We start from the raw sequence: 22,958 nt of genomic DNA, 5'->3' as shown, positions 1-22,958 counted from the left end.
AACAGCGTTGAACTCAGACGGCTCATCGCGGCGCCCCCGGAATCGCAGGCGGTGCAACGTCATCCGCAGCGACGGGCAGACCTGGCGGTACCGGACCCGGCTCAGCGGGACGCAGCTCCGTGCCCGGCGGCGGCGGTGCGTTGACTTCGTCAGGGCCCAGCATCAGCGCGCTCAGATCCTGCGGCGACGGCTTCGGCGGCGGCGGTGCGCCATTCGGGCGGACCCAGACCAGATCCTCACGGGGCGCCTGCGACTTCGCCTCGGTCTCGGGGGTGTCGTAGATGATCTGTCCCTTGTACGCGGAAATCTGGTTGATCGGGTGCAGCAAGATCGGCGCATAGTTGAAGGTCGCCCGGCGCAACACCGGCCCCATCCGTTCGCGGCAGATCTCGGCCCGTTTCAGATACTCGGTCTTGGTTCCTGTTTCGAACACACCACCACAGATGAACTGCACCGGGTTGGCCAAGTTCGGAATCGACAGCATGCCGTTCAAGGTGCCGGCGGCGGGGTTGTAGATGTTGTAGAAGTTGGCCAGGCCGTTCGGTGCGACGTGCAGAATTTGTTCCAGGTCGTCGCTCTGGTCGGAGAAGATCTTGACGAAATCGCTGAGCTTGTTCACCTGGTCGATGAGGGCAGAGTTGGTGTCCCCCAGGAAGCCCCGCACATCGGTGAGCGCCTGATTGAGCGCACCCAAAGTGGCACCGAGGTTCTCGGTGCTGGCCGCCAACACCTTGGACACCGATGCCAGATGAGTGCTGAACTGCACGATCTGCTCGTTGGAGTTGGCCAACGCGTCCACCAGCGTCTGCAAGTTCTTGATAGTGCCGAACAGATCGGTGCGAGAGTCACCGAGTCGTCCGGCGGCCTGCGAGAGCTCGCGCACCGAGTTGCGGAACGAGTCACCGTTGCCGTCGAAGGTGGTGGCCGCCTGGTTGATGAAATCGCTGACCGGGCCCTTAGATTGGCCCTGTGGCCCCAAGCTGTCGCTGAGCTTGGCCAGCTCGGTCTTGACCTCGTCCCATTCGATCGGAACGGCGGTCTTGTCCAAACCCAACGAGGCCCCGTCGGCCAACGCGGGCCCGTCGGTGTAGGCGGGAGTCAGCTGCACGAACCTGGCGGTCACCAGATTCGGGGCCATGATGATCGCCTGGGCCCCCTGGGGCACCTTGAACTTGTCCGGCATTTCCATGGTGACCTTCACGTCACCCTCACGGGGTTCGACGGCCGTGATCCGCCCGGCCTTCACGCCGAGGATCCGGACATCGTCGCCCGGGTACAGCCCGATGGCCGACGCGAAATGACCGACGATCTTGTAGGTTCCGCGGCTGGGCCATACCCAGTACAGGAGGCCGCCCAGGAGTGCCACGGAGAGCAACGCGAAGACGCCCTTTTTGAGCCAGGATTTCGATGTTGTCATGGCGATTTCGGCCTCATGATTTGGCGCTCACCGATCAGACCGTTCAAGTAGTCCGAGAGGCTGGCGGGCAGCTTGCCGGGCTGGAAGTAGGCGTCGAATGCGACGGCGGTCAGCGTGGCCGGCGGGAAACCGTAGACGTTGACGTGGAAGCCCGGCCCCGAGGACACGACTTCGCCGAGGGCCGTGCCATATCCGGGCAGGCGCTTGAGCGCCTCGCTGATGTGTGCCTTGCGGTCCAGCAGGTCATCGAGCACGACGTTCAGCTTCTCCATGGTGGGGCGGAACTCTTGGCGGTTATCGGCCACGAATCCACTGATCTGCTGCGAGAGTCCCTGGATACGGTTGATCAGCTCGCTGATCGCCAGCCGCCGCTCATCGAGCGCGGCGAACAGCTGATCGCCGTCGGTGACAAGCTTGTTCACTTGACCGGCGCGCTCGGAGAGAATTCCGCTGACGGACTTGGCGTGCGTCAACAGCTGCTCGAGCGCGGCATCACGCGCGTTCAGCGTGCGGGAGAGCGAGGCGACACCGTCCAGAGCTCCGCGCAGCTGCGGGGTGGCATCACGCATCGCCTCGGTGATGACTTGCAGCGACTGGTCCAGCTGCGCCTTGTCGATCCCGCCTGCCGATGCGCCCAAATCACTCAGTGCGCTATTGAGCGTGTACGGAGTGGTGGTGCGGCCCAACGGAATCTCGGTGATATGACCGGACCCGGCGGGAGTCACCGAGAGCGATTTTTCACCCAGCACAGTGGTGGTCCTGATCGCGGCCAGCGACTGATCACCCAATCGGATGGTGCGATCTACGGTGAAGTCCACCCGAACCTTGTTGCCCGCCAGGGAGACATCCTTGATCTGGCCGACCTTGATGCCCGACACGAAGACGTTGCCGCCCGGCTCGATGCCTCCGGAATCGGCGAAGTATCCCGTGTACTTCTTGCCCTGCGGCCAGAACGGCAGGCTCGTGTAGCCGAACGCGACCAGCACCAACATCGCCACCACGGCGATACCGAAGATGCCGGTCCGAACCGGATCTTTCTCCTGAATGTCACTCATTCTTGAAGGCACACCTGCCCTTCGACGGGTCTGGCGGTCCACCGAACGGAATCAGCCAGTCGGTTCCGACCGGCCCGTTGACCTTGATCCGGATGGAGCAGTAGTAGATGTTGAAGAACGATCCGTACGCGCCAAGAGCGTTAAGCCGCAGGTAGTTCTCGGCCAGATTCTCCACGACGACGTTGACATCGGCCTTGCGTTCATCGACCCGTGTGGCCAGCTGACGAGCCTGCTCGATGGTGCCCTTGATGTAGGGGCGGGTGTCCTTGAGTACCGATTCCAGCGATGAGGCGGTCGAGGCAAGCGGGGGTAGCGCTCCGGCCACCACGTCACGCTGTTGCGCCAAGCCGGAAACCAACTGCTGCAGTTGATCGACGCTCGAGGAGAACTGGCTGCTCTTCGAATCGACGGTGGCCAGTACCTCGTTCAGGTGGTTGATCACGTCACCGATCAGTTGATCATGTTCGGCCAGTCCGGCGGTGAATGAGGATGTGTCGCCCAATAATTGAGAGAGCGTCCCACCCTGACCCTGCAGAATCTGGATGAACGCGTTGCTGATCTCGTTGACCTTGGTGGCGTCGAATCCCTTGAGCATGGGCCGAAGTCCGCCGAGCAGTGCATCCAGATCCAGAGCTGGCTGAGTGTGCTCCTTGTCGAGCGTTCCGCCATCGGGCAGCTTCCGCAATTCCCCTGGGCCCGAGGAGATCTCCAAATACCGGTCGCCGACCAGGTTCTCGTACCTGACGATGGCCCGGCTGGAGCTGTAGAGCTGATACTTCGAATCAACGTCGAAGGTGACCTCGACAGTGTTGTCCGGATTCAGAGACACATTCTTGACGCGACCCACCGGCACGCCCGCGATGCGCACCTTCTGCCCGGACCGCAAATCGGAGGCCGTGGTGAAGATCGCGTGATAGCGCTTCCCGGAACCGAATCGGAACTCGCCGAAGGTGATGATCAATCCCGCTGCCACCAGCAGCATCACCACGGTGAAGACGATGACTTTGATCTGCGTGCCACGCTTCATCAGAACTCACTTCGCTTCGCGAAGGCACCGTTGTAGAGGTATTGCAGGGTGTCGGGAGCGTTGACTTGCAATTCTTCCAGCGGCTTGTACGGGATGTAGGCGTTATCGGTCACCAGGAAGGGTGACCGGAACCATGACCCGTTCTGCGTCTTGGTCGGAATATTCGGTAGTCCACGGCAATTGGGCCCGCCGGAGGCGTTGACGATGGGAAGGCTGTCCGGGTACGTGTACACCGGCGCACCCAGCGGGAAACTGTTGGTCAGGAACAGACCGGGCCGCACGCCGCCGATGAGCGGGGTGAAGGTCACCAACGCCTTTGAGATCGCCTGCAGCGTGCAGGGAATCTCCGGTGAGTACCTACCGAGCAGGGTGGTGGGGGCGCGTAACCGCTGCAGCGCCGCGGTGAGATCTTTCTCGGCCGGGGCCAACGTTTCGTATCCGTTGTTGCCCAGACCAATTGCCGCGAGCAGCGTGGCCTTGAGGTCCTGCTGCTGGTCCACGACGGTGCGGCTCAGCGGGGGCAGGTTGTCCAGGATACGCACGATGTCCGGTGCGGCATCGCCATAGATCTGCCCCACCTGTCCGGCCTTCCGGAAATCCTCTTGCAGGGTAGGAAGTTTCGGGTTCAGCTGATCCAAGTATTGATCGAGCTCGACCAGACCCTGACCGAAGTTATCCCCATTTCCGCGCAGCCCTTCACCCACTGCCGTCAGGGTGGCGTTGAGGTTGACCGGGTCGATCTTGCCGAGCAGCCGGGTGAGGTTCTCGAACACGGTATTGACTTCGAGAGCCACCGCCTCCGCGGTCACCGTCGCGCCTGGTCGCAGCGATGAGTCCGAGGGCTTTTGCGGAGCAAGAAATTCCACCGATTTGGCACCGAAGACGGTGGTGCCCGCGATCCGCACGGTGGCATTCGACGGAATCAGGCGCAGGTCCTTGGCGTTGACCGACAGCTCCAGCTTGGCCTGCTCGTTGGCATAGGTGATCGACTTGACCTTGCCGATCTGCAGGCCGTGGAACTTGACCTTGCCACCCTCCTCCATCACCAGACCGGCCCGCGGCGAGACGACGGTGATGGGCTTGGTGTCGGCAAACGCGTCGTTGTAAGCGAAATAGGTCAGCGCCGTGAACCCCACCAGGATCGCAGCCAGCACCGCACCGGCAAGCCGCACGGATCGGCGCGACGAATCTGCTGACGACATCTGACCCCTAGCCCGACAGATTGAAATGGCCGGACCCGCCGTACACGGCGAGTGAGATGAACAGGGTGACAAGCACGACCACGATGAGCGAGGTCCGTACGGCCTGACCGACCGCGACGCCCACGCCGACCGGCCCGCCGGAGGCGTTGAACCCGTAGTTGGTGTGCACGAGCATCACCACCACGGACATGACGATCGCCTGCAGGAACGACCACAGCAGGTCGGTGGGCACCAAGAAGGTGTTGAAGTAGTGGTCGTACACGCCTGGAGACTGGCCGTTGATCATGACCGTGGTCGCGCGGGATGCGAAGAATGCCGCCAGCACCGACAGCGAGTACAGCGGGATGATGGCGATGAGCCCGGCCACCAAGCGCGTGGACACCAGATACGAAATCGCGTGCACCGCCATGGTTTCCAGCGCGTCGATCTCTTCGGCAACCCGCATGGCGCCCAACTGCGCGGTGGTTCCGGCACCGATCGTCGCCGCCATCGCGATACCTGCCACCACCGGCGCGATGATGCGCACGTTGAGGAAGGCCGATAGGAAGCCGGTGAGGGCCTCGATGCCGATGTTGCCGAGCGAGGAGTAGCCCTGGACCGCGATGACACCACCGGAGGCCAGCGTCAGGAACACCGCGACACCCACGGTTCCGCCGATCATCACCAGGGCTCCGGTGCCCATGGTGATCTCGGCGAGTACCCGGATCGTTTCCTTGCGGTATTTGGTCAGCGCCGCCGGGATGTAGCTCAGCGATTGCGCATAGAAGAGGGCTTGCTCCCCGAATTTGTCGAACGAGCGTCCCAATCCACGCATATACCGAACGGTATAGGAGGTCAGCGTGTGCGTCGAAAGATACGGTCCGGTCACTAGTGCTTCACCAGGACCCGCACGCCAATGGCCGTCATCACGACGTTGATGACGAACAAACAAATGAAGGAGTAGACGACGGTCTCGTTGACCGCATCGCCCACTCCCTTGGGTCCGCCCTTGACGGTGAGTCCGCGATAACAGCCGACAAGGCCGGCGAAGATGCCGAACAGGAAGGCCTTGACCTCCGAGATCATCAACTCACCCAGACCGGTCAGCACCGTGAGGCCGTTGATGAACGCACCGGGGTTGACCCCCTGCAGAAACACCGAGAACACATAGCCACCGACCATGCCGATGGCGCACACCAGGCCGTTCAGCAGCAATGCGACGAAGGTCGACGCCAGCACCCGCGGCACCACGAGCCGCTGGATCGGATCGATGCCGAGCACCTGCATCGCGTCGATCTCCTCGCGAATGGTGCGCGCCCCCAGATCGGCGCAGATTGCCGTGGCACCGGCGCCCGCGACCACGAGCACGGTGACCACCGGGCCGAGCTGTGTCACGGTGCCGAAGGCCGTCGCGGCGCCGGACAGATCTGCCGCGCCGATCTCGCGCAGCAGGATGTTGAGCGTGAAGGCCACCAGCACGGTGAACGGGATGGCCACCAGGAGCGTCGGCAGCAACGAGACGCGGGCGATGAACCAGGTCTGGTCCAGGAATTCCTGGCCCTGGAACGGGCGACGGAAGATGTTACGGAACGTGGCCAGCGACATGGAGACGAAGCCGCCGACGGCGCGCGCGGGCGCCGCGAGCTGCTGCTTCAACCTCTGCTCCTGTCTCACACATCCCGGTACTGCCGAAGTCTCGCCCGCCCCCATGATCCGGTTAACGATCGACGTGTACCTACCACGCTGTGAGGCGCACCATATTAACGAGAAAAAATTCTTAGTGTCAATTCATCCGCAGACAGGCAAATCGCACGCCACGTCCACTTTATCCTGCGGATTTGATGCGATAAATAGAACTCGTTCTACTTACGATCGCACCGTCACCCTCGTCGTTCTTTAATCTTCGACCATCAGCGCAGTCGCGGAGAATGTGCGCTTGGGATCGTGTTCAGCAAAGAAATCAGCCAGGGCCGAATTAAGTGCTGACGGATCCCAGGCATCGGAATCCGCAGTGAACTTCGCCTCCACAGTAGGCGCCGCCAACAACGTCACGGTAGGTCCGTACACGATAAACAGCTGACCGTTCACCGAGTCGGCCGCGGGCGAGGCCAGGTACCGCACCAATGTCACGACATGTTCGGGGGAAAGCGGGTCGATCGAATCCTCGGGCGCGTCACCGAAAACACCGGCCGTCATCGCGGTGCGGGCGCGCGGGGCGATGGCATTGGCGCGCACTCCAGACCGACCCAGGGCACGCGCAGCCGACAATGTCAGCGCGGTGATGCCCGCCTTCGCGGCGCCGTAGTTGGCCTGCCCCTCAGGCCCGAGGAGGCCCGCTTCGGAGGACGTATTGATAAGGCGTCCGTAGACGGGGGCGCCCGCGGCCTTCGACGCACTGCGCCAGTAGGCGGCGGCGTTGCGAGTCAGCAGGAAGTGGCCGCGCAGGTGTACATGGATGACGGCGTCGAACTCCTCGTCCGACATGTTGAAGAGCATCCGGTCGCGGGTGATGCCGGCGTTGTTGACCACGATGTGCACGCCACCCAGGGATTCGGCGGTGGAGATCAGCTCATCGGCGGTCGCGCGCTCGCCGATATCGCCGGCGACGGTAACGCCCTTGGATCCCACCGAGGCGATCTCGTCGAGCACATCGCTCTTCTCGAGGGCGGGCGCGATGTCGTTGACGACGACGGTCGCCCCGGACCGTGCCAAACCGATCGCCTCGGCACGGCCGAGTCCTGCGGCGGCGCCGGTGACAATGGCAACCCGGCCACTCAGATCGGCATCAGCAATCGCGCTCATATATGTATCCCTTCAGTCCGGTGCGTCCCGACGCACTCGATCACACCGGCTCCGCTCGTCCGAGCTCCCAAGCCGGGGTGATTTACGAATGCCTCTAGTCTTTGCGAATCAACGCGGCGCGTGGGCACTCCGCGATCGCCTGCTCGACCAGATCCTCCTGATCGGCCGGCACTTCCTCCTGCAGGATGACGACATAGTCGTCATCGTCGACGTCGAACACCTCCGGAGCGATCCCGAGGCATACCAAGTTGCCTTCACAACGGTCAGGAATTACACCGACACGCATTGGAAACCTCCTCATCGGAGTCTCCGGCTCCATGAGCCGACTCCGTCGTCTAGCTGGGCTGTATCGCCAGACTACGACACGTGACCATCGACACAACCCTGGCGAGGCCAGGGATCTCGGGGCCGCGATTGTGCGATAGCGTCGCGTCTGGACTCCCTAGACTAGAACGTGTTACAACTCATGTGTCAATGTGGGTCACACTTGAGGTCCACAGCAGCGGAGGTCACACATGCACATTGCCTACACGCCCGAGCAGGAAGAGCTGCGCCGCGAGCTACGCGCGTACTTCGACAAACTGCTGACCCCGGAACGGCGCGAGGCCCTTGCCTCGAATCAGGGTGAATACGGCAGCGGCAACGTCTACCGCGAGACCGTCGAGCAGATGGGTGCCGACGGATGGCTCGCGCTGGGCTGGCCCAAGGAATTCGGCGGGCAGGACCGTTCGGTGATGGATCAGCTGATCTTCACCGACGAGGCCGCGATCGCCGGCGCACCGGTGCCGTTCCTGACGATCAACAGCGTCGCACCGACGATCATGCATTTCGGCACCGACGAACAGAAGAACTTCTTCCTGCCGAAGATCGCCGCGGGCAAGCTGCACTTCTCTATTGGGTACTCCGAGCCCGGCGCCGGCACCGACCTCGCCTCGCTGCGCACCTCGGCGGTCCGCGACGGCGACGACTACGTCATCAACGGCCAGAAGATGTGGACAAGCCTCATCGAGTACGCCGACTACATCTGGCTGGCGGTACGCACCAACACCGAGGTCAAGAAGCATCGCGGTATTTCCATGCTCATCGTGCCCACCACCGCCGAGGGCTTTTCGTACACCAAGGTCCGCACCATGGCCGGGCCCGGCACCAGCGCCACCTACTACCAAGATGTGCGCGTGCCGGTCACAAGCCGGGTCGGCGAAGAGAACGCAGGCTGGAAGCTGGTCACCAATCAGCTGAATCACGAGCGCGTGGCGCTGGTTTCGTCGGCGCCGATCATCACCGCACTGCGTGAGGTGCGCGAGTGGGCCCAGAACACCAAAATCCTGGGCGAGGGCCCAGGATCTCGGATCATCGATTCCGAATGGGTTCAGCTGAACCTGGCCAAGGTGCATGCCAAGGTCGAGTACCTCAAGCTCATCAACTGGGAGCTGGCCTCCAATACCGATGCCGCTCCCTCCCCCGCCGACGCCTCGGCCACGAAAGTCTTTGGCACCGAACTGGCCACCGAGGCCTACCGTCTTCTGATGGAGGTTCTCGGGACAGCCGCGACGCTGCGGCAAGGCTCTCCGGGTGCACAGCTGCGCGGCCGTGTCGAGCGGATGCACCGGGCCTGCCTGATCCTCACATTCGGCGGTGGCACCAACGAGGTTCAACGCGACATCATCGCGATGACTGCCCTCGGCCAACCCGCGGCAAGCCGCTAGAAGGGATTGCAGAACAATGGATTTCACTCTTACCGAGGCGCAGACCGACCTCGCCGGCCTGACTCGCACCATCGCGGCGGCGATCAGTACGCCGGAGCGCCAGAAGGAACTCGACAAGCAGGACAGCAGGTTCGACTGGCAGTTGTGGGCCAAGCTCGCTGAGGCCGACATTCTGTCCACCGCAGCCCCCGAATCGGTGGGCGGCGGTGGATTCGGCGTCCTGGAACAGTCGTCGATTCTTGTGGAACTGGGTCGTGAACTCGCCGCCGTTCCATATCTGGAGTCGGTGGTGCTGGCGGCCGGAGCCCTCGCCGCGTTCGGTTCCGAAGCCCTGCAGAATGATTGGGCCGCACCCGCCGTCGCGGGCAAGAAGGTCTTGACCATCGCGCTCGACGGTGAGCCCGGCGAAGGTCCGGTCGCTGCCCGGACCGAAGGCGCCGGCTACGTCCTGACCGGCAACCGGGTCCTGGTGCCCTTCGGCGTCGAGGCCGACGCGTACCTGGTGCCTGCCGAGACGGAGACCGGTACCGCTGTGTTTTTGGTGGCCGCCGACGACGCCGGGGTCACCCAGGAGACCCTGCACACCACCGGTAAGGACAGCTCCGCCGAGCTGATCCTGTCCGAGACCCCGGTCCCCGCCGAGCGCAAGGTCGGCGGTGCCGAGGTGGTGGAGTGGCTCAGGCTGCGGGAATCCTTGGGCCACAGCGCCTACCAGCTTGGGGTGTTGGAGCGCGCGCTGGAGCTGACCGCCGACTACGCGCGCACGCGCGAGCAGTTCGGCAAGCCGATCGGAGGCTTCCAGGCGGTGGCGCAGCGACTGGCCGACGGGTACATCGACGTCAAGGGTCTGCGCCTGACGCTATGGCAGGCCGCCTGGCGGGTGTCGGAAGACTTGCCGGCCGATGTCGACGTCGCCACCGCGAAATTCTGGGCTTCCGATGCCGGGCACCGTGTCGCGCATACCGCGGTGCACGTGCACGGCGGTGTGGGTATCGACGAGGACCATCCGGTACACCGTTACTTCCTGGCCGCCAAGCACAATGAGTTCGCCTCGGGCAGCGCGACGGAGCAGCTGCGCCGGATCGGGCGTGAGCTCGCCGACACCCCTGCCTAGTATCGAGTGGTGAGCACCGCCCCGGAAGAAGCCACGGTCACTCGGCTGCTGGCGAGCCTGGCCGATGTCGAGGACCGGGGTCTGCACTTCGAGGGCTCGTTTACGTCCTGGCGTGACCATGTGGCCGAAAGCCGCCGTCTGGCTTCGGTATTGCGCGCACGACTGGATCCTTCGAAGCCGCCGCATATCGGTGTGATCCTGGAGAACACACCGGGTTTCGCGCGCCTGCTTACCGCGGCCGCATGGGGTGGCCTGGTGCTGGTGGGCCTGAACTCCACACGACGCGGATCGGCATTGCAGCGCGATGTCGAGCTTGCCGATTGCCAGTTCGTCATCACGGATGAGTCCGATACCGTTGCCGACTCACATCATCCGCTGATCGAGATCGCCGATGTACGCCCCGATGACCTATTCATGCTCATCTTCACCTCGGGCACGAGCGGGGATCCCAAGGCTGTCCAGATCACCCACGCCAAAGTGGCCTCCGCCGGAATCATGCTGTCCTCGCGATTCGGCCTCGGTACCGCGGATGTCTGCTATCTCTCGATGCCCATGTTCCATTCCAACGCGGTACTCGCGGGGTGGTCGGTGGCCGTCGCGGCGGGCGCCTCGATCGCACTGCGGCGCAGGTTCTCCGCATCCGGCTTCCTCGCTGATATCCGCGAATACGGGGCAACGTACGCCAACTACGTCGGCAAGCCCATGTCCTATGTGCTGGCGACACCGGAACAGCCCGACGACGCCGAGAATCCCTTGAAGATCATGTACGGCAACGAGGCCGCGGCCGGGGACACCGACCGATTTGCCAAGCGGTTCGGCGCCTTTGTGGTCGACGGATTCGGGTCCACCGAGGGCGGTGTTGCCCTGGGGTGGGCGCCCGGCACTCCCCAGGGCGCGATCGGGCCACTGCCTGCCGACGTTCGCATACTCAACGTCGAGACCGGCACACCTTGTCCCCCAGCAATTTTCGATGCCAGCGGCAAGCTGGTCAATGCGGCGGAAGCGACCGGTGAGCTGGTGAACGTCACCGGCCCCGGGCGGTTCACCGGCTACTACAAGAATCCAGAGGCCGATGCCGAGCGCATGGTCGCTGGCCAGTACCGCAGCGGCGACCTCGCCTACGCCGACGAGAACGGATACGTGTACTTCGCCGGGCGCCTCGGCGACTGGCTCCGCGTCGACGGCGAAAACCTGGGCACCGCCCCGATCGAGCGGGTGCTGCTACGTCATCCGGATATCACCGAGGTGGCGGTCTACGGTATTCCCGATCCCACCGTCGGCGACCGGGTAATGGCGGCGCTGGTGGCACGCGACGGATTCGAGCCGTCGACACTAGGCGAATTCCTTTCCGCCCAAGAGGATCTCGGACCCAAGCAGTGGCCGTCAGTTGTCAGGGTGAGCGAGAATCTGCCGCGTACCGCGACGTTCAAGGTGATCAAGCGTCAGCTGTCCGCCGAGGCGTTGGAGACCAGCGACCCGCTGTGGGAGCTCGACCGCGGAGCGTACGCCCCCCACTAGCCCGCCGCCCGCGCCGAGTGTGGGAGCGAGTCAGAGTGAGGCGCTAGCCGCGGATCTCGTTCAGCCTGTCGACCGCCCTCTCGAAACCGGCAACGAGGTCGGCCACGATCTCGGCAGTGGGCCGAATCTCGTTCATCCGTCCGACGATCTGTCCGGCGGGGAAGCACACAGTCTCCGGATCGTGCGCACGATTCATCCGCTCATGCGCCCCACTGACCAGAATGTTCTGCAGCGGCATGGGCAGCGGTGTCGGTGCGCCCTCGGCATCCCAGGCCTGCGTCCACTTGGTCTTCAACAGTCGCGCAGGCTTCCCGGTGTAGATGCGGGTGCGCACGGTGTCGCTGGAGGTCGCCTTCAGCAGCGCCTGCTGCACCACGGAATCGCCACCGGCAGTGACGGTTCCGAGGTCGTACTCGGCCGCGGTCAGCCAGATCGAGCCGGTCCACACGCCCGAGGCGCCCAGCGCCAGGGCAGCCGCCGCCTGCCTACCGCTGCCGATACCGCCGGCCGCCAGTACCGGGGCGCTGCCGTCGAGGGCATCCACGATCTCGGGCCAGAGCACCATGGATGCCACATCGCCGGTATGTCCACCGGCCTCATAGCCCTGGGCCACGACGATATCGACACCGTTCTCGACATGCCGCTTGGCATGTTCGGCCTTACCCGCCAACGCCGCGACCGGCACACCATGCTCGTGGGCTTGGTCGATCACGTCTTTTGGCGGAGAGCCCAGTGCATTGGCGATCAGCTTGATCGGATGCTTGAGCGCGACCTCCACATGCGAACGCGCCACCGAGTGCAGCCAGCCCAGCACACCGGCCGACTCCCGTTCTCCCGGCAACGGCGGCACACCCAGATCTGCCAGCGTCTTCTCGACGAAGTCCTTGTGTCCCTGCGGGATCAGCTTGTCGATGTCCACCGCGGTACCTTCGGTGGGCACCTTGGCGGGCATCACGATGTCGACGCCGTAGGGCTTGCCGTCGGTGTTCTCGTCCATCCAGTTCAGAACGGCGTCCAGCTCGTCGGGATCGTTGAAGCGGACACACCCCAGCACACCCATGCCACCCGCGCGGGTGATGGCTGCGGCGACCTTCTCCGATGGCGTGAAACCGAATATCGGGTAACGGATTCCGAACCGTTCACAGAGGTCGGTGTGCATGGATGAGCCGCTCGCGCGAAGGCCGTCAGACATGCTCAGGCTCCCGTGTTGACGTGCTTGGTGTTCACGAGGTCCACCTTCTCGGACTCCGAGATTTCCTTGGCCCAACGGTAATCGGCCTTGCCCGCGGGATTGCGCTTGACGGTGTCGACGATCCAGACGCTGCGCGGCACCTTATATCCGGCAATCTCTTTGCGCGCATGGGTGTCCAGGTCTTCGAAGGTCAGCTCCACACCGGCGCGCACCGCGATGACGGCACCCACATGCTGGCCCCACTTCTCGTCGGGCACACCGACAACAACCGCATCGAACACCGCGGGGTGGCCCTTCAGGACGCTCTCGACTTCCTCGGGGAAGACCTTCTCGCCGCCAGTGTTGATCGATACCGATCCGCGACCCAGCATGGTGACGGTGCCGTCCGCCTCGACGGTCGCCCAGTCCCCGGGGATCGCGTACCGCACACCGTTGAACGTCTTGAACGTCTCGGCGGTCTTCTTCTCGTCCTTGAAGTATCCGACCGGAATGTGACCACTCTTCGCGATGAGGCCCCGCACTCCGGAGCCGGGCTGGATGGGATTGCCTTCCTCGTCGAGAACCGTTGTGGTGGAGCTGATCTTGACGGTCGGCCCGCCGGGGTGCATCTGACCCTTGGTGACGGTGGAGAGCCCGCCGGTGCCGGTCTCGGAGGCACCGATCGCATCGGTGATCACCCGGTTGGGCAGCAGCTCCAGGTACCGCTCCTTGACCGTCTGCGAGAACAGCGCGGCACTGCTGGCCAGCACCCACAGCGAGGACAGATCACGCGCGCGGCCCACCTCGGTATCCAACGCGTCGATGAGTGGCCGGCCGATGGCATCGCCGGCGAAGAACAGCATGTTGATCTTGTGCTTCTCGATGAGTTCCCACACCTCTTCGGGGTTGAACTCGGGCGCGAGCACGGTGGTCCGTCCCTGGAACAGGGCCATGAAGGTCGCCGCCTGGGTGGCGCCGTGGATCATCGGCGGAATGGGGAAACCGATGAACGGTGCGGCCTCGGCGCCCTGCTTGGCCAGATCCCACTCACCCTCGATGTACTCACCGGTGACGTAGTTGATGCCACCGAACAGCGAGCGGTAGATGTCTTCGTGCCGCCACATCACACCCTTGGGGAAGCCGGTGGTGCCTCCGGTGTAGATCAGGAAGATGTCGTCGGGACTGCGCTCCGCGAAATCACGCTCCGGGGATCCCTGCGCCAGCGCATCGGCGAACGCGATGCCGTTGTAGGACGAGTAGTCAAGGTCTGTTCCGTCTTCCACCACGATCGCGGTCTTCACGTTCGGCGTACTCGGCAGCACGTTCGCGACCTTGTCGCTGTAGCGGCGCTCGTGCACCAGCGCCGCCATATCGGAGTTCTCGAACAGGTAGTGCAGTTCGGCTTCGACGTACCGGTAGTTCACGTTGACCGAGATCGCGCGGATCTTGACGATGGCCGTCAGCGCGACGACGATCTCGATGCCGTTGCGGCAGTACAGGCCGACCTTGTCGCCCGGGCCCACGCCCTGGCTCTGCAGATAGTGACCGAGCCGGTTGGACTGCTCCTCAAGCTCGGCATATGTCAGCTTTCGGTCGCCAGAAATGATGGCAACACGATCGGGCATAGTGTCGATCGCATGCTCAATGAGGTCGGCAATGTTAAGGGCCATGCCCATAAATTAGAACGTGTTACATTTTTAGACAAGCCCCGGCCCAATGAAGGAGCCTCATGACGGACACAGTGACCGAACAGGACGCCCCGCACGCCCTGGTGGAACTCCGCGATCACGTCCTCATCGTGACGATGAATCGTCCGCACGCACGCAACGCCCTGTCCGGGGAAATGCTGGAGATCATGACGCAGGCGTGGGATCGCGTCGACAACGATCCCGACGTTCGCGTCTGCATCCTGACCGGCGCGGGCGGGTATTTCTGCGCCGGAGCGGACCTGAAGGCCATGAACAAGCGCGCCCCGGGCGACCAGTTCTCCGACGGCAGCTATGACCCGTCCGTCATCCCCGGTCTGCTCAAGGGCCGCCGCCTGACCAAGCCATTGATCGCCGCCGTCGAGGGTCCCGCGATCGCCGGTGGCACCGAAATCCTGCAGGCTACCGATATCCGCGTCGCGGGTGAGAGCGCCAAATTCGGTGTCTCCGAGGTGAAGTGGAGCCTGTACCCGATGGGCGGATCGGCCGTGCGACTGCCCCGTCAGATCCCGTACACGGTCGCCTGCGACATCCTGCTCACCGGTCGTCACCTCAAGGCCCCGGAGGCCAAGGAAATCGGGCTCATCGGCCACGTCGTCCCCGACGGTCAGGCACTGGACAAGGCCCTGGAGCTTGCGAACATGATCGCCGCGAACGGCCCTCTGGCGGTGCAAGCGGTCCTCAAGACCATCCGCGATTCGGAAGGCCTGCACGAGAACGAGGCGTTCAAGGCCGACACCAAGGTCGGTATCGGCGTCTTCACCAGTAACGACGCCAAGGAAGGCCCCCGCGCCTTCGCCGAGAAGCGCGCCCCCAACTTCACCGGCACCTGAGCCACCACGCATAGTGTGGGCGGCGTGACGCCCATGTTCCCGCTGCAGTCGGTGTTACTGCCGGGCGAGCCCCTACCACTGCGCATCTTCGAGCCACGCTACGTCGCGCTGGTCCGCGATGTGATGGCCGCCGACCGCACCTTCGGCACCGTTCTGATCGCTCGCGGCCGAGAAGTCGGCGGCGGAGATATCCGGCATGACGTCGGCACCGCGGTCCGCGTGCTGGACTGCGAGTCCCTCGGCGCGGAGCGCTTCGCGTTGCGTTGCGAGGGCGCGCATCGAATACGCATCACCCGATGGCTCGACGATGATCCGTATCCGCGCGCCGAGTCCGAACCATGGCCCGATGAACCCGACGAGCGGGTGCTGCCGTTGAGTGCCCTCAACGAGGTGCAGGCACGTATCGAGAATCTGCTGCGCCGGGTCGCGACCGCGCAGCAGGTGCGCCTCCCCCGCCGGTGGTCCATCGCCACCGGGCTACCCAGTGGTGCCGAAAAGCGCCTGTATGCGTTGGCATCTCGAGTACCCATGGGTCAGGCCGATCGGCACGCCGTGCTGGCCGCGCCGACGCTGGAGACGCGGGTTCACGCGCTGAACGAGGCCGTCGACACCGTCACCGCGATGCTCGACTTCCGAGAGACCGAACGCTAGGTCAGTGCCGACAGCTGCTTGACGTGCTCGACACTGCGGCAACCGACCACCAGCATGGTGACTCCTGCCGCCTCCCACGCCGCGATCTGCTCGCGCACCTCGGCCTCGGTTCCGACGATCGTCGTATCGAGCACCAGCTCGTCCGGAATCGCTTCGGCCGCTTTGTCCTTGCGGTTGGTACGGAACAGTTCGGTCACCTCGTCGACCACCTCGCCGTAGCCCATCCGCCGATACACCTCGGCATGGAAGTTCAGCTCGACGGCGCCCATGCCACCGATATACAAGGCGGAGAACGGCTTCAGCTGATCGAGCACCGAACGGCGATCCTCGGTGACGATCACCTGCGCAGTGGCGGCGATCTCGAAGTTCTCGCGGGTGCGCCGGGCGCCGGGCCGCGAGAAACCCTCGTCGAGCCATTCGTTGTACATGTCGGCGAGCCGCGGCGCGTAGAACATGGGCAGCCAGCCGTCGGCGATCTCCGCCGTCAACGCCACATTCTTCGGCCCCTCGGCACCGAGAAAGATCGGGATGTCAGAACGCAGCGGATGCACGATCGGCTTGAGGGGCTTGCCCAGCCCAGTGGCCTTGTCCCCGGTCAGCGGCAGCGGATAGTGCGGACCATCGCTACGCACCGGCGCCTCACGGGCCAGCACCTGCCTGATGATGTCGATGTACTCACGGGTGCGGGCCAGCGGTTTGGGGAAGGGCTGCCCGTACCAGCCCTCGACCACCTGCGGCCCGGATACGCCCAAGCCCAGAATGTGGCGGCCACCGGAAAGGTGATCCAGCGTCAGGGCGGCCATGGCGCACGCCGTGGGCGTCCGCGCGGAAAGCTGAATCACCGAGGTGCCCAACCTGATACGGCTGGTGTCCGAGCCCCACCAGGCCAACGGGGTGTACGCATCCGAACCCCAGGCCTCGGCGGTGAAGACGGCGTCGAATCCGCCCTCTTCGGCGGCGGCCACCAACTCACGCGCGTTGTCCGGCGGTGAGGCCGACCAGTACCCCAGCTGCAATCCGAATTTCATGGGTCAGTTCTACCTGACGAGATATGCCGCGACCACCACCCTTGCGAAAAAAACTAGAACTTGTTCTACTCGGAGGTGTGACAGTCAGCCAAAGCAGCACAACCGAGCTCTCCTCCCCGCTGCCGCTCCTTTCAGCACCCCTCGAACTGTCTTTTGACTACACCCGTTCGGTGGGTCCCACCCTCTCCAAGTTCTTCACCGCCCTGCGCGATCGGCAGATCGTCGGCACCCGGGGCAGTGACGGCCGGGTCCACGTACCCGCGGCCGAGTACGACCCGGTGACCTACGCGCCGCTGACCGAGGTGGTGCCGGTGTCGAGTGTGGGCACGGTCCAGTCCTGGTCATGGCAGCCCGAGCCGCTGGAGGGCCAGCCGCTGGCCAAACCGTTCGCCTGGGCACTCATCACGCTCGACGGTGCGGACACCGCGCTGCTGCACGCTGTGGATACCGGGGCCGCGGGTTCCGCCGGAATCGAGACCGGCGCCCGCGTGCACGCGGTGTGGGCCCACGAGACCGTCGGCGCCATCACCGATATCGCCTACTTCGCCCTCGGGGAGACACCGCAAACCACTGCTGCCCCGGCCCCCGATCAGGAACCGGTGACCATGCAGGTGACACCGATCCGCCTGGAGGTTCAGCACATCACCTCCCCCGAGGAAAGCGCCTACCTGCGCGCACTGGCAGAGGGCAAGCTGCTCGGAGGACGCACCGGTGCCGGCGGCCGGGTCTACTTCCCGGCGCGCGGCGCCGATCCGCTGACCGGCGAACCCACCTCAGATCTGGTGCAGGTGGCCGACAAGGGTGTCGTCACCACCTTCGCGATCATCAACATCCCGTTCCCCGGGCAGCGCATCAAACCGCCCTACGTGGCGGCGTATGTACTGCTCGATGGTGCCGATATCCCGTTCCTACACCTGGTCTACGACATCGACCCCGCCGAGGTACGGATGGGCATGCGGGTCGAGGCCGTGTGGAAACCCAAGGAGGAGTGGGGATACGGGATCGACAACATCCAGTACTTCCGCCCGACGGGTGAGCCCGATGCCGACTACGAGACCTACAAGGACCGGGTGTAATGACTGAAGTAGCCGTGGTGGGCTTCGCCCACGCCCCGCACGTACGGACCACCGAAGGCACCACCAACGGTGTCGAAATGCTGGTGCCCTGCTTCCGGCAGATCTACGCAGACCTCGGAATCACCAAGTCGGACATCGGCTTCTGGTGCTCCGGCTCGTCCGACTATCTGGCCGGGCGCGCCTTCTCGTTCATCTCCGCGATCGACTCGATCGGTGCGGTGCCGCCGATCAACGAATCCCATGTGGAAATGGACGCGGCGTGGGCACTGTACGAGGCGTACATCAAGATTCTGAGCGGTCAGGTCGAGACCGCGCTTGTCTACGGATTCGGCAAGTCCTCCGCCGGCACTCTCCGCAGAGCCCTTGCCCTGCAGACCGATCCGTACACCGTCGCGCCGCTGTGGCCCGATTCTGTGTCGATGGCAGCGCTGCAGGCACGACTTGGCCTGGACTCGGGCAAGTGGACCAAGGAGCAGATGGCACAGGTAGCCCTCGACGCCTTCGGCCGCGCACAACGGGTGGACTCCGAGGCTCCGGCATCGAGTGTCGATGAGCTGCTGGCACGCGACTACTTCGCCGACCCGCTGCACAAGCATGACATCGCGCCGATATCCGACGGCGCCTCGATCATGGTGCTGGCCGCGGGTGATCGCGCCCGTGAACTACGCGAGAATCCGGCCTGGATCAGCGGCATCGAACATCGCATCGAGACCCCGATCCTCGGCGCCCGAGACCTGACGGCCTCACCGTCGACCGCCGCGTCGGCTGCCGCCGCGACCGGCGGCGACGCCGGCTCCATCGAGGTGGCGGAGTTGTACGCGCCCTTCAGCCATCAGCAGTTGATCCTCGCCGAGGCCATCGGCCTCAAGGATTCCGCGACGGTCAATCCGTCGGGTGGCGCACTGGTGGCCAATCCGATGTTCTCTGCCGGGCTGGAACGGATCGGCTTTGCCGCACAACATATCTGGAATGGTTCGGCACAGCGGGTGCTGGCTCACGCGACCAGCGGGCCCGTACTTCAGCAGAACCTGGTCGCTGTGCTGGAGGGTAAGTAATCGTGGGTGCATCCAAGAATCTCGCTGCCGTCATCGGCACCGGGCAGACCAAGTACGTAGCCAAACGGCACGACGTGTCCATGAATGGCCTTGTCCGCGAAGCTATTGACCGCGCCATGGCCGATGCCGGCGTGGGCTGGGACGATATCGACGCAGTCGTTGTGGGCAAGGCCCCCGACTTCTTCGAGGGTGTCATGATGCCCGAGCTCTTCATGGCGGACGCGATCGGCGCGACCGGAAAGCCGATGATCCGGGTGCACACCGCCGGATCGGTCGGTGGCTCCACCGGCGTAGTGGCGGCCAGCCTGGTGCAGTCGGGCAAGTACCGCCGGGTCCTCGCGCTGGCGTGGGAGAAGCAGTCCGAATCGAATGCCATGTGGGCGTTGTCGATTCCGGTGCCCTTCTCGGTGCCGGTGGGCGCGGGCGCGGGCGGCTACTTCGCCCCCCATGTGCGTGCGTACATCGAGCGCTCCAAGGCTCCACTGGATACCGGGGCGATCGTCGCAGTGAAGGACCGGCTCAATGCCGCGAAGAATCCACTGGCGCACCTGCAGCAGCCCGATATCACCGTCGACAAGGTGATGGCCTCCCCGATGCTGTGGGACCCGATCCGCTTCGACGAGACCTGCCCGTCCTCGGACGGTGCCTGCGCAATCGTGGTGGGCGACGAAGAAACAGCGGATCGCCGTATCGCCGACGGTCACACGGTCGCGTGGGTGCACGCCACCGCGCTGCGTACCGAGCCCCTCGACTACACCGGCCGCGACCGGGTGAACCCGCAAGCCGGACGCGATGCCGCGGCGGCACTATGGCGCGATGCCGGAATCACCAGCCCCATCGACGAGATCGACGCCGCGGAGATCTATGTCCCGTTCTCGTGGTTCGAGCCGATGTGGTTGGAGAACCTGGGTTTCGCGGCCGAGGGCGAAGGCTGGAAGTTGACCCAGGCCGGCGAGACCGCCATCGGGGGCAAGATCCCCGTCAACGCTTCCGGCGGCGTGCTCTCCTCGAATCCGATTGGAGCCTCGGGTCTTATCCGATTCGCCGAGGCCGCCATTCAGGTAATGGGCAAGGCTGGCGACCATCAGGTGCCCGGCGCCAAGAAGGCATTGGGTCACGCCTACGGCGGCGGCTCACAGTACTACTCGATGTGGGTCGTGGGTTCTGAAAAGCCCGCAGGAAAGGGACAGTAAGGCATGAGCCTCGCAGACGAAGCCGGCAAGCGTTCCCGCGCGGCCGTCGAAGCCCGTGATAAGCAGGCCTGGGTGGACAACTTCGCCGAGGATGGCGTGGTGCAGGACCCGGTCGGCCCGTCGCCGTTCAATCCTGACGGCAACGGCCATCGCGGCAAGGAGGCCATTGCTGCCTTCTGGGACAACATCATCGCCCCCACCGAGAAGCTCGATTTCATCTTCGACAACACCTACGACTGCGGTACCCATCAGGCCAATGTCGGGCGAATCATCACGACCATGAACGGCTATCAGATGACGGCCGAGGGCGTGTTCACCTATGAGGCCAATGAGGAGGGCAAGCTCGTTGTGCTCCGCGCCTATTGGGAGTTCGACAAGGTCGCCGGGACAGCGAAGAAGGTCTAGTCACTCCGAACACACATAAAGGCCCCCGCGCTCAAGGCATCGGGGGCCTTTATGTCTTCACGCTAAGAGGCCTGGCGCCCAGCGCTGATCATCTCCTCGCGCGGTACCACTTTGATGCGTTCACGGCCCTGCTCCTCCCCGAGTGCCACTTCATGAGCATCGAGCCGTTCCCACTCCTCCCAGGTGGTGTAGTCAATCCCGCTTCCCCGCAGATGCGCGAATATCGCATCGGGGTCCGAGATTTCGGCGGGTTGGATACCCGGGAGGTCTGCGAGCAGGCTCGCGATCGTTTCGGCGGCGTCGGATTTGGTGTGCCCGATCAATCCGACGGGCCCGCGCTTGACCCACCCCGTGACATAGGTGGACTCGATCGGGATTCCGTCGATGTCGAGCACCCGGCCCGCGTCATGCGGTACGACCCCGGCGTGGTGGTCGAATGGGAGATCGGCCAGGTGCGAGGAGATGTAGCCGACCGCACGATAGACGGCCTGGACCGGCCAATCGGTGAATTCGCCTGTTCCCCTGACGGTCCCGTCGCCGATTAGTTCCGTGCGCTCGGTACGCAGGCCCTCCACGCGGTCGATTCCCAGCACCGCTGCGGGCGACTGGCACAGGTGGATGTGAATACGGTGCGGCGCGCCGGTGGGCTCCTGATCCAGGTACTTCATCATGGTGTCGACGACAAGCTTGGTGGCCTTGCTGGAATTGATGGCCTGCTGGCTGCCCTCATCGATCTCGAATCCCTCGGGATGCACGACGACATCCACACTCGGCGAGTGCGACAATTCGCGAAACTCCATGGGGCTGAACTTGATCTGGGCCGGGCCGCGCCGCGCGAAAACGTGCACATCGGTGGCCTGATTGAGCACCAGCCCCTGGTAGACGTTGGCAGGGATCTCGGTGCTGAGCTGCTCGTCGGCGGGTTTGGCCAGCATGCGCGCGATATCGAGGGCCACGTTCCCGGCGCCCAACACTGCGATGCTCTTGGCGGTCAGCGGCCAATCCCTCGGGACATCGGGATGACCGTCGTACCAGGAGACGAAGTCGGCGGCGCCGTAGCTTTCCGGAAGATCGATGCCGGGGATATCGAGCCCGCGATCGGCACGCGCGCCGGTGGAGAAGATCACCGCGTCGTAGAAGCGCCGCAGCTCCGAGAGTTTGATATCGGTGCCGTAGTGGACGTTCCCGATGAACCGAATCTCGTCACGCGAGAGCACCCGACGCAGCGCCTTGATGATCTCCTTGATGCGCGGATGGTCGGGAGCCACGCCGTAGCGCACCAGGCCGTACGGGGCGGGCAGCCGGTCGAAGACGTCGACCTGCGCCTGCTCGTGCTCCTTGGTGAGGATGTCGGCGGCATAGATCCCGGCCGGACCTGCGCCGATGACCGCGACTCGGATCTTCCTCATGCCATCCCCTTGCGATTTAGAATCTATTAGGTAAGGCAAGCCTAAAAAGAATCCAGGCAAAAGTGGAACGTACGTCCAGAGATCCCGATCACACCCCGATCGGATCCCAGTAGCCTGATCGCGTGGTTGTCGCCTTCGTTGTCATCGGCGTCATCGTCGCCGTACCGCTCGCACTGTTCTCGCTGGTCGTGGCCGGCATACGGCTCCAGAACCGCCCCATTCTCAATGCCATCCGACGGTTCAATCGTGCCGTCACCAACCCGAGGATCATGTCGACCGCCGGAACGGACGCCACCTCCACGGCCGTCATTCGGCACATCGGCAGACGCAGCGGCCACACCTACGAGACCCCGGTCGAGGCGTTCAACGCGACGGACGGCACGGTGCTGATCCTGCTGCCCTACGGACAGTCGGCCGACTGGGTGCGCAACGTGACGGCCCACGGCGGCGCCGAATTGCTTCGGGCGGGTGAACAGCTCAGGCTGTCCCATCCGCAGGTGGTCCCCACCGCCGAGGTCCGCACACAGCTGCCCGCCAAGGAGCAGCGGATGATGCTGCTGTTCAACGTTCCCGAATGCCTGCGACTGACACGGGAACCGGAGTGGGCGTAA

The 22,958-nt window shown here is 64.2% G+C and carries 22 protein-coding genes; 10 read left to right on the top strand and 12 right to left on the bottom strand.

Going from position 1 to position 22,958, the window contains the following annotated elements; translation table 11 throughout:
• Positions 1-22: 22 nt before the first annotated feature.
• From BKG76_RS14570 to BKG76_RS14535, 8 genes are all read right to left on the bottom strand, one after another.
• A complete protein-coding gene (locus tag BKG76_RS14570; RefSeq protein WP_070938254.1) occupies positions 23-1,417 on the bottom strand; it encodes an MCE family protein in 1,395 nt (464 codons plus the stop codon).
• A complete protein-coding gene (locus BKG76_RS14565) occupies positions 1,414-2,472 on the bottom strand; it encodes an MCE family protein (protein ID WP_070938253.1) in 1,059 nt (352 codons plus the stop codon). Before BKG76_RS14565 ends, BKG76_RS14570 begins: the two co-directional genes overlap by 4 nt.
• A complete protein-coding gene (locus BKG76_RS14560; protein ID WP_070938252.1) occupies positions 2,465-3,499 on the bottom strand; it encodes an MCE family protein in 1,035 nt (344 codons plus the stop codon). Before BKG76_RS14560 ends, BKG76_RS14565 begins: the two co-directional genes overlap by 8 nt.
• Positions 3,499-4,701, bottom strand: a complete 1,203-nt coding sequence (locus BKG76_RS14555) for an MCE family protein (RefSeq protein ID WP_070938251.1) — start codon at positions 4,699-4,701, stop codon at positions 3,499-3,501. Before BKG76_RS14555 ends, BKG76_RS14560 begins: the two co-directional genes overlap by 1 nt.
• 7 nt (positions 4,702-4,708) lie before the next feature.
• The gene (locus tag BKG76_RS14550; protein WP_070939243.1) at positions 4,709-5,515 is read right to left on the bottom strand and encodes an MlaE family ABC transporter permease; all 807 of its coding nucleotides are present in this window, start codon (positions 5,513-5,515) and stop codon (positions 4,709-4,711) included.
• A gap of 53 nt (positions 5,516-5,568) precedes the next feature.
• Positions 5,569-6,336, bottom strand: a complete 768-nt coding sequence (locus tag BKG76_RS14545) for an MlaE family ABC transporter permease (RefSeq protein ID WP_070938250.1) — start codon at positions 6,334-6,336, stop codon at positions 5,569-5,571.
• Positions 6,337-6,576: 240 nt separating this feature from the next.
• Positions 6,577-7,482 (bottom strand): 3-oxoacyl-ACP reductase, encoded by a 906-nt coding sequence (locus BKG76_RS14540; protein WP_070938249.1) that lies wholly within the window; start codon positions 7,480-7,482, stop codon positions 6,577-6,579.
• A 94-nt stretch (positions 7,483-7,576) separates the two neighbouring features.
• The gene (locus BKG76_RS14535) at positions 7,577-7,768 is read right to left on the bottom strand and encodes a ferredoxin (RefSeq protein WP_030096329.1); all 192 of its coding nucleotides are present in this window, start codon (positions 7,766-7,768) and stop codon (positions 7,577-7,579) included.
• Positions 7,769-7,997: 229 nt separating this feature from the next.
• Between BKG76_RS14535 and BKG76_RS14530 the strand changes: the two genes are divergently transcribed.
• Genes BKG76_RS14530 through BKG76_RS14520 form a run of 3 tightly spaced genes read left to right on the top strand, consistent with a single transcriptional unit; the run spans position 7,998 to position 11,820 of the window.
• Entirely contained in the window at positions 7,998-9,188 is a 1,191-nt protein-coding gene (locus BKG76_RS14530; protein ID WP_070938248.1) for an acyl-CoA dehydrogenase family protein, read from the top strand.
• A 16-nt stretch (positions 9,189-9,204) separates the two neighbouring features.
• A complete protein-coding gene (locus BKG76_RS14525; RefSeq protein WP_070938247.1) occupies positions 9,205-10,302 on the top strand; it encodes an acyl-CoA dehydrogenase family protein in 1,098 nt (365 codons plus the stop codon).
• A gap of 9 nt (positions 10,303-10,311) precedes the next feature.
• Complete coding sequence (locus BKG76_RS14520) at positions 10,312-11,820, top strand: long-chain-fatty-acid--CoA ligase (RefSeq protein WP_070938246.1); 1,509 nt, start codon at positions 10,312-10,314, stop codon at positions 11,818-11,820.
• 43 nt (positions 11,821-11,863) lie between these two features.
• Here BKG76_RS14520 and BKG76_RS14515 read toward each other — a convergent pair whose 3' ends face one another.
• Positions 11,864-12,979 carry an NAD(P)H-dependent flavin oxidoreductase gene (locus BKG76_RS14515; protein ID WP_070938245.1) on the bottom strand — a complete coding sequence of 372 codons (1,116 nt, stop codon included), beginning with the start codon at positions 12,977-12,979 and terminating at the stop codon, positions 11,864-11,866.
• A gap of 35 nt (positions 12,980-13,014) precedes the next feature.
• On the bottom strand, positions 13,015-14,667 hold the full coding sequence (locus BKG76_RS14510; protein ID WP_070938244.1) for an acyl-CoA synthetase: 1,653 nt from the start codon (positions 14,665-14,667) through the stop codon (positions 13,015-13,017).
• A 53-nt stretch (positions 14,668-14,720) separates the two neighbouring features.
• Between BKG76_RS14510 and BKG76_RS14505 the strand changes: the two genes are divergently transcribed.
• Complete coding sequence (locus tag BKG76_RS14505; protein WP_030096322.1) at positions 14,721-15,530, top strand: crotonase/enoyl-CoA hydratase family protein; 810 nt, start codon at positions 14,721-14,723, stop codon at positions 15,528-15,530.
• A 15-nt stretch (positions 15,531-15,545) separates the two neighbouring features.
• A complete protein-coding gene (locus BKG76_RS14500; RefSeq protein ID WP_207543766.1) occupies positions 15,546-16,181 on the top strand; it encodes an LON peptidase substrate-binding domain-containing protein in 636 nt (211 codons plus the stop codon).
• Here the strand turns inward: BKG76_RS14500 and BKG76_RS14495 are convergent.
• Positions 16,178-17,209, bottom strand: coding sequence for an LLM class F420-dependent oxidoreductase (locus tag BKG76_RS14495; protein WP_070938243.1), 1,032 nt, complete (start codon positions 17,207-17,209; stop codon positions 16,178-16,180). The two genes, BKG76_RS14500 and BKG76_RS14495, sit on opposite strands and share 4 nt — an antisense overlap.
• A gap of 77 nt (positions 17,210-17,286) precedes the next feature.
• Here BKG76_RS14495 and BKG76_RS14490 point away from each other — a divergent pair, with 77 nt between their 5' ends.
• Genes BKG76_RS14490 through BKG76_RS14475 form a run of 4 tightly spaced genes read left to right on the top strand, consistent with a single transcriptional unit; the run spans position 17,287 to position 20,938 of the window.
• Positions 17,287-18,285, top strand: a complete 999-nt coding sequence (locus tag BKG76_RS14490) for a Zn-ribbon domain-containing OB-fold protein (RefSeq protein WP_070938242.1) — start codon at positions 17,287-17,289, stop codon at positions 18,283-18,285.
• Positions 18,285-19,340: a thiolase domain-containing protein gene (locus BKG76_RS14485; protein WP_070938241.1), complete on the top strand. Its 1,056-nt coding sequence runs from the start codon at positions 18,285-18,287 to the stop codon at positions 19,338-19,340. The genes BKG76_RS14490 and BKG76_RS14485 overlap by 1 nt, the downstream gene beginning before the upstream one ends.
• Positions 19,341-19,342: 2 nt before the next feature.
• Complete coding sequence (locus BKG76_RS14480; RefSeq protein ID WP_109420743.1) at positions 19,343-20,533, top strand: thiolase domain-containing protein; 1,191 nt, start codon at positions 19,343-19,345, stop codon at positions 20,531-20,533.
• 3 nt (positions 20,534-20,536) lie between these two features.
• On the top strand, positions 20,537-20,938 hold the full coding sequence (locus BKG76_RS14475) for a nuclear transport factor 2 family protein (protein ID WP_070938239.1): 402 nt from the start codon (positions 20,537-20,539) through the stop codon (positions 20,936-20,938).
• Positions 20,939-21,000: 62 nt separating this feature from the next.
• On the opposite strand, the gene BKG76_RS14470 is transcribed toward BKG76_RS14475, so the two are convergent.
• A complete protein-coding gene (locus tag BKG76_RS14470; protein WP_070938238.1) occupies positions 21,001-22,347 on the bottom strand; it encodes an FAD-dependent oxidoreductase in 1,347 nt (448 codons plus the stop codon).
• 122 nt (positions 22,348-22,469) lie between these two features.
• Here BKG76_RS14470 and BKG76_RS14465 point away from each other — a divergent pair, with 122 nt between their 5' ends.
• On the top strand, positions 22,470-22,958 hold the full coding sequence (locus BKG76_RS14465) for a nitroreductase family deazaflavin-dependent oxidoreductase (RefSeq protein WP_070938237.1): 489 nt from the start codon (positions 22,470-22,472) through the stop codon (positions 22,956-22,958).

This window comes from Mycobacteroides franklinii, from assembly GCF_001853795.1.
Taxonomy (GTDB): Bacteria; Actinomycetota; Actinomycetes; order Mycobacteriales; family Mycobacteriaceae; genus Mycobacterium; species Mycobacterium franklinii.
Note: the sequence above shows the minus strand (reverse complement) of the source record. Positions and strands in the feature narration are given on the sequence as shown.

Coding starts and splice junctions, on each gene's coding strand:
- BKG76_RS14570 (WP_070938254.1), bottom strand. CDS start 1,417: ATGACAACATCGAAATCCTGGCTCAAAAAGGGCGTCTTCGCGTTGCTC.
- BKG76_RS14565 (WP_070938253.1), bottom strand. CDS start 2,472: ATGAGTGACATTCAGGAGAAAGATCCGGTTCGGACCGGCATCTTCGGT.
- BKG76_RS14560 (WP_070938252.1), bottom strand. CDS start 3,499: ATGAAGCGTGGCACGCAGATCAAAGTCATCGTCTTCACCGTGGTGATG.
- BKG76_RS14555 (WP_070938251.1), bottom strand. CDS start 4,701: ATGTCGTCAGCAGATTCGTCGCGCCGATCCGTGCGGCTTGCCGGTGCG.
- BKG76_RS14550 (WP_070939243.1), bottom strand. CDS start 5,515: ATGCGTGGATTGGGACGCTCGTTCGACAAATTCGGGGAGCAAGCCCTC.
- BKG76_RS14540 (WP_070938249.1), bottom strand. CDS start 7,482: ATGAGCGCGATTGCTGATGCCGATCTGAGTGGCCGGGTTGCCATTGTC.
- BKG76_RS14535 (WP_030096329.1), bottom strand. CDS start 7,768: ATGCGTGTCGGTGTAATTCCTGACCGTTGTGAAGGCAACTTGGTATGC.
- BKG76_RS14530 (WP_070938248.1), top strand. CDS start 7,998: ATGCACATTGCCTACACGCCCGAGCAGGAAGAGCTGCGCCGCGAGCTA.
- BKG76_RS14525 (WP_070938247.1), top strand. CDS start 9,205: ATGGATTTCACTCTTACCGAGGCGCAGACCGACCTCGCCGGCCTGACT.
- BKG76_RS14515 (WP_070938245.1), bottom strand. CDS start 12,979: ATGCACACCGACCTCTGTGAACGGTTCGGAATCCGTTACCCGATATTC.
- BKG76_RS14510 (WP_070938244.1), bottom strand. CDS start 14,667: ATGGGCATGGCCCTTAACATTGCCGACCTCATTGAGCATGCGATCGAC.
- BKG76_RS14505 (WP_030096322.1), top strand. CDS start 14,721: ATGACGGACACAGTGACCGAACAGGACGCCCCGCACGCCCTGGTGGAA.
- BKG76_RS14495 (WP_070938243.1), bottom strand. CDS start 17,209: ATGAAATTCGGATTGCAGCTGGGGTACTGGTCGGCCTCACCGCCGGAC.
- BKG76_RS14485 (WP_070938241.1), top strand. CDS start 18,285: ATGACTGAAGTAGCCGTGGTGGGCTTCGCCCACGCCCCGCACGTACGG.
- BKG76_RS14475 (WP_070938239.1), top strand. CDS start 20,537: ATGAGCCTCGCAGACGAAGCCGGCAAGCGTTCCCGCGCGGCCGTCGAA.
- BKG76_RS14470 (WP_070938238.1), bottom strand. CDS start 22,347: ATGAGGAAGATCCGAGTCGCGGTCATCGGCGCAGGTCCGGCCGGGATC.